This window comes from Bacteroides sp. 3_1_13 (assembly GCF_001185845.1).
Classification (GTDB): domain Bacteria; phylum Bacteroidota; class Bacteroidia; order Bacteroidales; family Bacteroidaceae; genus Bacteroides; species Bacteroides xylanisolvens.
The window spans coordinates 1325683-1338005 of record NZ_KQ236955.1 but is presented as its reverse complement, the minus strand read 5'-3'; the positions used below and the strand labels follow the sequence as shown (position 1 = coordinate 1338005).

The 12323-nt window shown below is 37.3% G+C and carries 7 protein-coding genes; all 7 read left to right on the top strand.

Annotation, left to right across the window (positions count from 1 at the left end; translation table 11 throughout):
• Positions 1 to 314: 314 nt before the first annotated feature.
• Positions 315 to 1814, top strand: a complete 1500-nt coding sequence (locus HMPREF9009_RS04820) for an IPT/TIG domain-containing protein (protein ID WP_049701588.1) — start codon at positions 315 to 317, stop codon at positions 1812 to 1814.
• A 164-nt stretch (positions 1815 to 1978) separates the two neighbouring features.
• Positions 1979 to 2923, top strand: coding sequence for a FecR family protein (locus HMPREF9009_RS04815; protein ID WP_049701587.1), 945 nt, complete (start codon positions 1979 to 1981; stop codon positions 2921 to 2923).
• Positions 2924 to 3073: 150 nt separating this feature from the next.
• A complete protein-coding gene (locus HMPREF9009_RS04810) occupies positions 3074 to 6634 on the top strand; it encodes a TonB-dependent receptor (protein ID WP_049701586.1) in 3561 nt (1186 codons plus the stop codon).
• 14 nt (positions 6635 to 6648) lie between these two features.
• Positions 6649 to 8415: a RagB/SusD family nutrient uptake outer membrane protein gene (locus HMPREF9009_RS04805; RefSeq protein ID WP_008998194.1), complete on the top strand. Its 1767-nt coding sequence runs from the start codon at positions 6649 to 6651 to the stop codon at positions 8413 to 8415.
• A 161-nt stretch (positions 8416 to 8576) separates the two neighbouring features.
• Positions 8577 to 9476, top strand: coding sequence for an endonuclease/exonuclease/phosphatase family protein (locus tag HMPREF9009_RS04800; RefSeq protein WP_004324299.1), 900 nt, complete (start codon positions 8577 to 8579; stop codon positions 9474 to 9476).
• 192 nt (positions 9477 to 9668) lie between these two features.
• Positions 9669 to 11570 (top strand): beta-L-arabinofuranosidase domain-containing protein, encoded by a 1902-nt coding sequence (locus HMPREF9009_RS04795; protein ID WP_225473442.1) that lies wholly within the window; start codon positions 9669 to 9671, stop codon positions 11568 to 11570.
• A 60-nt stretch (positions 11571 to 11630) separates the two neighbouring features.
• Positions 11631 to 12323 carry an SGNH/GDSL hydrolase family protein gene (locus tag HMPREF9009_RS04790; RefSeq protein WP_225473440.1) on the top strand — a complete coding sequence of 231 codons (693 nt, stop codon included), beginning with the start codon at positions 11631 to 11633 and terminating at the stop codon, positions 12321 to 12323.

Genomic DNA, 12323 nt, shown 5'->3' with positions numbered 1-12323 from the left:
CCTCTCCGCACGAAAAAGGTGCTGCAAGCCGGAATGAAAGAAAAAACACAAATACTTAAAAGAAGAATCTAAAAAAAACACTTTCTTACTAGGGATAAACTTACTCTGTTCGTTATTACTATAAATACATCAAAAAATAAAGTATTTATGAATAAGACCTTACTCTATTATTTTCGCAATGAAAGAGCCACCATATATGCGAACATGAAAAATGGAAAACACAGCTATTTATATTCGCAAAAGTGAAGAGCGTTCTTACTCAACCTATATAATTTGTATTTATAAACACTTTTATTCATCTAATCAAATTTATTATGAAAACGACTTCAGCATTCATGGCTGTTTGTACAGCCTTACTTATGTTCAGCTGCTCCGGTGATGATGAAAATTCGCAATCAACACCTCTCCAACTGAAAACAACAACCAGTTCTCCCGCAAAAGGAGAAATAGGAACTAAGATAACCATTATCGGTGAAAATTTTACAGATCAAGCCAAAGTATATTTAAAAAATGCCAAAGCTACTATTACATCGGTAACAGCTACCCAACTACAGGTAATTGCCCCGGCAAATGAAGCAGGAGAATGTATTATAGAAGTAATGGTAGGTGCCCAAAAGACAGAGAACTTAAGATTTACTTACGTAGACTACACTCCTGTTGTTAGCTCCATCAGCCCAAGCTCCGGAACAGAAAACACGGAAATTACTATCATCGGCGAGAACTTCAGTACCACCCCCGAAGAAAACATTGTAAAAATAGGAGATGCAATAGCAACTGTTAAATATGCCACAGAGACCGAATTGAAAATTATCGCACCTCAAAACGAAATAGGAACTTATGCAGTAACCGTCTCTGTAGGTGTAAAAACAGGCAAAAATCCGGCTCTTTTCACATACGAAGATACAAGAGAGAGGATTTACGAATGTACACAAAATTTCATCACTGTACCAAGTGATATTAATACCCAGGATTTAAAAAGCGTTACATTCTTAAAAGATGGCAGATTAGCTTACAGTACTAACGGTGGTAGTGCTACAGAGGCTTGGGCAATAGATTTAAGAACAATGGAACGAGAAAAAATCGTCCCCAATGGCACAGGAACTGTTCTGCTGAAAATCACCACTAATCCTACTAATGGAAAACTTTACCTCGCATATAAAGGAGAAGATAAAATTAGCGTATGGGATCCTAATACAAAACAAGTTTCCGATTTGTTAACTCGCAACGGGTTGGACAACCTTATGGATGTAAAATTTGACCAACACAACAATATGTATGCGGTTTGCCGTAATTCCGGAACGATCCAAAAATATCCATCAGGAAATTATAACAGCAGTTCAAGGTTGGAATTTGTTAAAATTACCGGCCGTCAAATACAAGCCATAGCTTTTGATGCTGCTGGTAACTTGATAGCAGCAGCAACAGACGGATCAAATGCCGGCTATATTTATAAAGTAGACTCTAGCGGCGCTTATACATTGATTGCAGGTGGAGGTAACAAAGTTATAACGGAGGATATAACAGAAGATCCTAAAGCGGCCAAATTGGAAAAAGCAGAGGGGCTAATGGTAGATAAGGATGGCTACATCTGGTTCAGTGACGGTAATAGTGGCACCCGTAAAACCAAGATCCTAAAACCTGGAAAGAATGGTTATCAGGACGCCACAATCATCCTCGTTTGTAAAGCCGAAAATGGTTGGAAAGATTCAGGCACCACTAGTCCGGTTGACTTTGTACAAGATACAGATGGAACCATATACATAGCAGACGGTCCTAACAAAGCTATACACAAAGTTACCATCGGCTACAAATAACATGTATCAAATTCACCCAAATTAATTAACGACTCAAATAACCTGCACACACAGCTTCTATAACCTGTGTGTGCGGCTAAACTTAAAAAATTGTACAATTGCAAAAAATGAGTTTTCCACTAGGGATAAACCCTCTTTGTTCGCTATCATTATAAAAAACACCTATGGACAAAAATTCATTATACCGATTTTTCGAGGGACAAGCATCTATTGAAGAAATGAAAGCAGTGAAAGAGTGGGCTGAAAGTTCAGAAGAACATAGCAAACAGTTTCACCGAGAGCGCAAGTTATTCAATGCAATGATTCTTATAGGAAACCCTAAATGGACAGCAATAAATACAACAAAAAGAAACAGATATTTCATCAGGGAATTCTTAAAGATTGCTTCTGTGATAATCATTGCGGTAAGTATTACAGCTACTATCTTTTCAATAACGAATGAGCATCATAAGCATGTTGACATAGCTATGCAAACAATAATAGTCCCCGCCGGACAACGCGTAAATATTGAATTGCCCGATGGATCAAATGTTTGGCTAAATGCAGGAACACAAATGCAATATCCTGTTTCATTCATGGAAGATAAACGTGAAATAATATTAGACGGAGAAGCCTATTTTGATGTTGCCCGTAACGAAAAGTGCCCGTTCATAGTACATACTCATGCAATGGACATAGAAGTATTGGGCACAAAATTTAATGTAGAGGCTTATGCTAAACAACAAAACTTCGAAGCTTCTTTAATACAAGGAAAAATAAAAATCAAATCACCTTCCGACAATAATATTTCACAAGTTTTATTACCTGACTATAAGAGCACCCTAAAAAATGGCAAATTAGTGATAAGCAAAATTGAAGATTATAATATATATCGCTGGAAAGAAGGATTGTATTGCTTCAAAAACAAATCGTTCATAGAAATAATAAAAGACTTGGAGAAATATTATAACCTGAAAATTATAGTAGACAAGCCTAGCATTACCAACATAATATTAACAGGAAAATTCAGAATCTCTGACGGCTTGGATTACGCCCTTCGGATATTACAAAAGGATGTACCTTTTATTTATGACAAACATACAACAGATGACATCATTTATATAAAATAATAAGAATATTAACTCAATAACACGGGAGAAACAAGCCTATGAAATGATACTAATTGAAAAACAAAAGAGCTGACAGATATTTGCCCTATCTATCAACTCCTGCCTAACACAATTTTTATAAAATCGTATTAATAAATCAGTTACAAATATATGAAAAATATTTCTTTATTGGATTTTTACTGCAAAAAAAATCCAAATTCAAAACAATTATTTAGAATTATGCGAACATCTATATTCCTTTTGTTATTCTGCTCATTTAGCTTAATGGCAAAGAATGCAAATTCTCAAAATGCCAAAGTTACAATTAATAAGCAAGATGTCAGACTGGAATCTATATTGAGTGAAATTGAATCTCAAACCAATTACTTATTCATCTATAAAAAAAATGTAGATGTAAATTTGCACAAAAGCATCAGCGTGAAGGCCAGACCGGTTTCTGAAGTATTGTCCATATTACTACATGAATCTCCTATTATTTATAAAATAGAAGGAAACCATATAATACTCACTAAAAAAGAAATTACCCAAACCCCGACAATAAAGAAAATCACCGGAGTGGTAACAGATAGAGCCGGGGAGCCTTTGATCGGAGTTACAATAACAGTAAAGGGTATATCACAGGGATCAATAACTGATATAAACGGGAAGTTTTCATTATCAGCCGACATTGGTGATGTTCTTCAATTCAGTTATATAGGATACATTCCACAAACAATAAAATTAAAGAACTTGAATAGCTTAAAAGTCTTTTTAGTGGAAGATGTTAAGACCTTAGACGAAGTAGTGGTGGTTGGTTATGGCTCTCAGAAACGAACTAATCTAACAGGAGCAATTTCGACCGTTACATCTCAAGAGCTTGTAGACAGACCGGCCAGTAGCGTTACACACATGCTACAAGGACGTGTACCCGGTCTCAATATCACCACTTCTTCCGGTGTACCGGGTAATACTGCAAGCTTTAATATCCGTGGTACGAACTCAATCAACGGAGGCTCACCATTGGTGTTAGTCGATGGAGTTGAAGGGGACCTTGACCGTGTAAACCCTAATGATATAGAATCAATTTCAGTTATAAAAGACGCCTCCGCCGCTGCTATTTATGGTGGACGTGCTTCATTCGGAGTTATTTTAGTCACAACAAAATCCGGTTCTTCTGATGGGAAAGTACAAATTAGCTATAGTGGGCGTGTTGGTTGGACAGAACCCACTACATCTACGGATTACGAAAACCGTGGTTATTACCATGTTTCTTTGGTTGACCAGTTTTACATTCCCAATAACGGGCGTCGCTATACCTCGTATACAGAAGAAGACATGAAAGAGTTATGGGAAAGAAGAAACGACAAGACAGAAGATCCTGCCCGCCCTTGGACCGTATTGGATAAGAGAAACGGACAGAATGTATACTTATACTACGCCAATACGGATTGGTGGCAATACTTGTTCAAAGACAAGAAACCATTGCAAAGCCACAATATTTCCATATCCGGAGGAACAAACAAATTGAAATTTTACCTTTCGGCTGGTTATAATAGTGAAGAAGGAATGTATCGAAGAAATACTGACAAATTCAGAAGAATAAATTTCCATTCAAGGATTTCCGCAGATATTACTGATTGGCTTAACATTAGTAACAATACTGAATTTTTCAATTCTAATTATACTTATCCTGGATTGGGAGGTATAAATTCGAACATATCTCAAGCCCAGAACCATGGTTTGGCAAGTTTCCCTACCCAAAATCCTGACGGGACAAGCCTTTATACTACTTCACTGACCGACTATGCCATTATGGACGGTTTATTAGTCATATTAGACAGCGAAGGGTTCAGAAATAAAACTCGTAAAGATAACTTCAAGACCACTACAGAACTTACATTAAAACCATTGAAAGGGTTGGAGATAAAAGCTAACTTGACATACATGCTCTATAACCAATACGACATACGCCGGCAATCTAATGGAACATATTCCAAATATCCGGGAGAAACATCCATACTTAATACCGGTAATTTCCAAAATCAAATGTTTGAGCAATTTGCCCCCAATGAATATTGGGCAACGAATGTATTTGCCACATACCAAGGTTCTGTATCCAACAAACATAATTATAAAGTTACAGGTGGTTTTAATTATGAAACTCGTTACAACAAGACTGTTCGTAGCACAGGATATAATCTTCTTTCCGATGTTTTGGATGATTTTAACCTGATAGGAGTAGATCCTGCCACAAACCAAAAACGGATGGAAGTGACAGGAGGGCAAAATGAATATAAACTTGCAGGTTTTTTCGGACGTATAAACTATGACTACAAAGGGATATATTTACTTGAACTAAGCGGACGTTATGATGGTACCTCTCGTTTTGCTTCTGGTCATCGCTGGGGATTCTTTCCTTCTATGTCTGTTGGTTGGAGAGTCTCGGAAGAAAAGTTTTTCAGCAATATGAAAGACTGGTGTAACAATTTAAAGTTCAGATACTCTTTTGGTAGTTTAGGAAACCAACAAGTTGGCTATTATGACTATATCCGCACTATCAGTATAGGAACTACCGGATATTTATTCGGAGGTGCGAGACCATCTTACGCAGACATTTCCGCTCCCTCTGCCGACAATCTGACATGGGAGACTGTACAACAACATAATGCTGGTGTGGATATGACATTTTTGGACAACAGATTAACTTTCACCGGAGAATATTATATTCGGGATACAAAGGATATGCTTACCGCCGGCATCACATTACCCGCCGTATATGGCACTTCCGCTCCTAAAATGAACAGTGCAGATATGCGTACAAAGGGCTATGAACTCTCTGTTGCTTGGCGAGATCAGTTTAAGTTAGGCAACAAACCTTTCTCTTATCAACTGAGTTTTACATTTAGTGATTACATCAGTGAAATCACCAAATTCGACAACCCCGACAAACTATTAGCTAAGACTTATTATGAAGGAATGCGGATTGGTGAAATATGGGGATATCGCGTCGATGGCTTCTTTGCGACCGATGAAGAAGCTAAGAACTATGAAGTAGATCAAAGATCTGTAAACACCACTATCAATAGTTCATCGGGTGAATACCGGGGAGTACGTGCCGGCGATTTAAAATACCGGGATCTGGATGGTAACAAAACTATAAGTATCGGTGAAAACAGAGTCGGAAGCTCCGGTGACCGCGAAATTTTAGGAAATAGTTCTCCACGCTATCAATATGGCACTAACTTGGCTTTCCAATGGTATGGATTTGATTTTAATATATTCTTCCAAGGTATCGGCCACATAGATTGGTATCCAGGAAGAGAAGCCCAAGCATTTTGGGGATATTACAACCGCCCCTACGGAACATTTATTCCGAAGGATTTTCAAAAATTATGTTGGTCAGAAGATAATCCCAACGCTTACTTCCCCAGACCTAGAACAGCTGTTGCCCTTACAGAAAATTCGGAACTTTCAACAGTGAATGACCGCTATCTTCAAAATATTGGTTATTGTCGATTAAAAAACCTGACAATCGGTTATTCACTTCCTAAGTTTCTGACTAACAAAATAGGCCTTGACTTAGTTCGTCTTTATTTTTCCGGAGAAAATCTTGCTTATTGGTCACCGATAAAAACCGACTATGTCGACCCGGAACAAGCCAGACAAGGCGGAACTTTGAAGGTCTATCCTTGGCAAAAAAGTTTCACATTTGGTGTTAATATTAACTTCTAATTAATTTTGACTATATGAAAAATAACATATTCTTACTCATCGCAGCTTCAATATTTATACTGAGCTTTAGTTCATGTGATGATTTACTTGATGTAACGCCGAAAGACAAAATCACTCCAGAAACGTTCTTTTCTACCGAAGCTGATTTACAGGCTTTTAGCACAAATTTCTACAATTCTCTCCCCAAAGACAGAGATCTTTATAAAGATGATGCCGATAATATAACTCATAGTACTCCCAATAGCGCGGCAACAGACTCCCGTACAGTTCCAGCTTCAGGAGGAGGCTGGGAATGGGGATACTTACGGCGTTTCAACACTCTATTGCAATACTCTGTCAATTGTAAGGATAAAACGGTCAGGACACGTTATCAAGCATTAACCCGTTTTTTCAGAGCATATTTTTATTTCGAAATGGTAAAAAGATTTGGGGATGTCCCATGGTATGACACAGAATTATTCGTTTCTGAAACAGACCAATTAAACAAACCGAGAGACTCTCGAGAATTGGTCATGAAAAATATATTGGAAGATCTCGATTTTGCCATCACCAATCTTTCTACAACGCCTTCTGTTTATACAGTAACAAAGTGGACAGCATTGTCTCTTAAATCCAGAGTTTGCCTTTTTGAAGGCACATTCAGAAAGTACCACAATTTAAATCTTAGCACTAATGCCGATTTTTTCTTGCAAGAATCTATAACAGCCTCTAGAGAATTAATGAAGGAAAGCAATTATACCTTATATACAGAAGGTGGAACGAACCAGGCATACCGAAAACTCTTTACTTCACAAAATGCTCCAACAACGGAAGTAATTATGGCAAGAAATTATAATTTAACGTATGATATATACAATACAGTTGGTACATATCACACAAGCGTAGGTGAAGGACGTCCTGGAGTGACTAGAAAAATTATAGCTAGTTATCTGATGAATGATGGTTCCCGGTTTACAGACAATCCCAATTGGGAAACTATGACTTTTGTAGATGAATGCAAAAATCGTGATCCACGTCTTGCACAGTCTATTTGTACCCCAAGTTATCAGCCCATAGTATCAAACAGAAAAAATATTCCAGACCTTAATGCTTGCGTGACCGGATATCAGTTAATTAAATATGAAGATGAAGCAGTAGGAGGAAAAAGTGATATTGATCTCTTCTATTTTAGACTTGCAGAAGTTTACCTTAACTATGCAGAAGCTTTAGCTGAAATCAACCAATTAACTCAAGACGATTTGGATATTTCTATCAATAAATTGCGCGACCGTGTAGGAATGCCCCATCTCATCATGAAAACAGCCAATGCAAATCCAGACCCCTATTTATTAGCAAACACTACCGGCTACCCAAATGTCTCCGGCGCTAATCAAGGGGTAATCTTGGAAATTCGTCGTGAAAGAACAATCGAATTGCTTTCTGAACATTTTCGTTATGATGACATCCTGCGCTGGAAAGCCGGGCAAAACATGAAACAAGCCATATTGGGTATGTATTTTCCATCTCCCGGCGAATATGACCTTAACGGTGACGGACAAAACGATATTTGTCTTTATACAGACACAAAGCCTGGTAATGCACAAGGTATAACATACTTAAAGATAGATTCCGACATTAAACTTTCTGATGGAAATAAAGGTTATCTATCTCCTCATAAAGGCCTCACGCTTTTCTGGAATGAACAACGTGATTATTTTTACCCAATACCCTCTAATGAACGTCTCATCACAAATGGTGCACTTACGCAAAATCCGGGCTGGGATGACGGCTTAAATTTTTAGTCGAAAATATTCAATAGGAAATCAAGTGGAGCTATTGCAAGGATGCAAGTTTTAACTCTCTATTTATGCAATAACTCCGCTTTTTCACCTGAATTCATTTTCAAACTTACCATCTCACTAATATATGGAATTATAAAATACTAATAATTAAAACAAGACCTATGAACTCTAAAAGAAATTTCATTTACAACTTCTTTCTTCTTTCATTTTTTTTTATTGGTTGCTCCAATTCAACAATAGAAGATGAACTAGAAATGCCTCCATTTAACAATGAAACGCCATCCAACTCTCTTTGCGTAGCCCAATTCAATATTCGCTATGACACACCTGAAGATGGACAATACGTTTGGGCAAACCGAAAGACAATGGCAAAAGAAATCATCACATCACATGATTTTGATATCTTTGGCGTTAATGAGTGTCTTTTAAACCAACTGAATGATCTGTTAGAATTAAAACAATATGAATACATAGGTACAGGTCGTGACGATGGAAAAGAAGCTGGAGAGTTCTGCCCTATTCTTTACAAAAAAGAAAGAGTGGAATTATTATATCATGGACAATTTTGGTATTCAGAAACTCCGGACAAGCCGTCTAAAAGTTGGAACTCTTTTTGCAACCGAATCTGCACATGGGGTAAATTCAAAGATAAAAAGACGGACAAATATTTTTTCTTCTTCTCATCGCATTTTGATCATGTCAGCAATGAAGCACGCGTCAACTCCGCAAAGTTACTTGTTCAGAAAGTACAAGAAATAGCAGGAGATCTGCCTTACTTTTGTACCGGTGATTTAAACTGTGACCCAGATGAAGAACCTATTTCCTTTATTCTAAATTCCGGACTATTCAAAGATTCTTATAGCATATCAGAGACTACCCCGAAAGGTCCTGCAGGCACTTTGCATTATTGGAATTTCGATTTCAACCCAGAACATCGAATCGACTATATTTTAGTGGAAAAAAGCATTAAAGTTCTCTCCTTTGAAACCATTACGGATGATGCGCGTCAAGGACGATTTTCTTCCGATCATTATCCTATTATGATAAAAGCAGAATTATAATGAAGACAAATTAACGTGAGCCTGACATAGTGAGTGCCCATAGACTAGCAAACGTCTGCATACCAAGAAGGGGCCTCACTTCTGTTTACACATTCGATTGCCGACAGCTGTTAATAGTTAAAAACAGTTGCCAGTATAGTTTTTGTCAAATTTGCACACAAAAATATTACCATAACACAATACATATGACAAATGAATTTGCAGAAAACAATTAATACTCAAAAATATATGAACTATAAAAAATGGATTATCGGATTATGTATACTCAATATACTACCAGCTCTCTCTCAAGAATATAACATAGAAAATATTCATATTGATGGCTATATCGGCAATCGCATTAACACCTGCATAGAACATCGAGTAAAATCCCAAAATACAGACCACCTAATCGAGCCTTTCAAGCATCGAAACGAGGATCATCTCTGGCAATCTGAATTTTTCGGAAAATGGCTACTCGGGGCAATAGCTTCATACCAATATACAAAGGATAAAGAATTGTATAATTTGATAACAAACAGCGTAGAAAAGCTCATGAATACCCAAACAAGTGATGGATATATAGGAAATTACAAACGAGAAGCACAACTGACCAATTGGGATATTTGGGGAAGAAAATACACTTCGCTCTCCTTGCTTTCTTATTATAGGCTCACCGGCGATAAAAAAGCCTTGAATGCAGTTGAACGACTGATAAACCATCTCATGGAACAATTACAAATACATAATATTAATATTGCTGCAACCGGTTATTATTTAGGCATGGCCAGTTGCTCCATTTTGGAGCCTGTGGTTTATTTATACGATATTACCAGAAATCCCCGATATTTATCTTTTGCCAAAAGCATTGTTTCTTCTATCGAACGGGAAGGGAGTTCTCAACTGATAACTAAAACATTGAAAAACATTCCTGTTTCTGAGCGTTCCGCTTTTCCAAAATCTTGGTGGTCATTCGAAAATGGTCAGAAAGCTTATGAAATGATGTCATGTTATGAAGGGCTGATAGAACTTGGCACCATAGTAAATGATCCTTTTTACATAAAAATTGCAGAGAAAGCAGTAAACAATATCCAAGAAGATGAGATTAATATAGCAGGTTCAGGAGCCGCTTTTGAATGCTGGTATAAAGGAAAGGAGAAACAAACATTGCCTACATACCATACCATGGAAACTTGCGTCACATTTACTTACATGCAACTATGTCATCGCCTGCTATGCAAAACCGGCAACTCGTTCTATGCAGAAGAATTTGAACACACCATGTACAACGCTTTGATGGCAACCATGAAAAATGACGGCAGTCAAATCTCTAAATACAGCCCATTGGAAGGTCGAAGACAACCCGGCGAAGAGCAATGTGGTATGCATATAAATTGTTGTAACGCCAATGGACCAAGAGGGTTTGCTCTAATACCCAAAACGGCTTGTACAATAAAAGACAACCACATTTATCTCAACCTCTATTTACCTTTACAGGCCACTATTTCACTAAATAAAAAAAATAAAGTTCATTTAAATGTAGAGAGCGATTATCCTATACATGGTAAGGTAAATGTAAACATAGGAGTACAAAAAAAGGAGAAATTCACGCTTGCGTTACGTATACCGACTCAAATAGAAAAGATGAAAGCCTATATAAATGGAGAGGAGCAGGAAATAACGCATAAAGGAGGCTACCTATACATAGAACGTATCTGGGAAAATGCGGATAAGGTGACACTTGATTTCAAGATAGAAACCAAAGTCGTAAAACTAAATAATTCTCAAGCCATAGTACGCGGTCCTTTACTTTTCGCACGAGACAGTCGTTTCAACGATGGTGATATAGACGAATGTGCAACCATTAAGTGTAACAATCAAGGTGTAATACAAGCGAAAATTAAAAAAAACAAAACAGGAACCTTCCCTTGGATCACACTTACAGTTCCTGCCGTATTGGGTACGGATTTAGAAAACGTAGAAAACAAGACTCCCAAACTTATCAATTTTTGCGACTTTTCTTCTTCTGGCAATGATTGGAATCCCAATGGGCGTTACAGGGTATGGATACCACAAACATTCCATGCCATGTCCGAACCTTATAAAAAGTACTAAATATGATAGCCTGGCTTGAAGGAGAACCAGCCATTACGGAATATTAATCGTGTTATAACAATGAAAAAATACAATAAAATAAAAAAGATACTATTTGCAGCTATTTGTGGAGGGTTATTTATCGCCTGCCAACAACCGCATAATGTCAATGACCCGCTACAGGTCCTTTGTTTAGGAAACTCTATTACAAAACATCCGATAAAAGAAGATATCGAATGGTTTTCCGATTGGGGTATGGCTGCTTCCAATATAGAATATGACTATTGCCATCAATTGGAAAAGATGCTTTGTAAGTATCATCCGAACTCAACTGTCACCCCCTTAAACATTGCATCTTGGGAGCGTAATCTATCATGCGATATTGACTCCCTAATTGGATCTTATTGCAAAAACAAAGATATCATTATTATACGTTTAGGTGAAAATGTACAAGATGTTACCACTTTTCCAGATGCAATTTCACGACTTGTGAAATATTGTCAGAGCAAAGCAAAGCGTGTTATTATTACCGGTTGTTTCTGGAAAAACGACAGTAAAGAACGGAGCATCATTCATGCCGCACGAACCAACGATCTTACTTACGTGCCACTCTATTGGATAGATAATCTATATAATGTCCGCCCACAAATAGGCGATACACTTTATGACATAAATAAGAAGCCATATGTAATCACTCAAGATTTTATCATAACGCATCCCAATGATGAAGGAATGCAAATGATTGCAGAGACTATTTGGGGAGTAATACGTTAA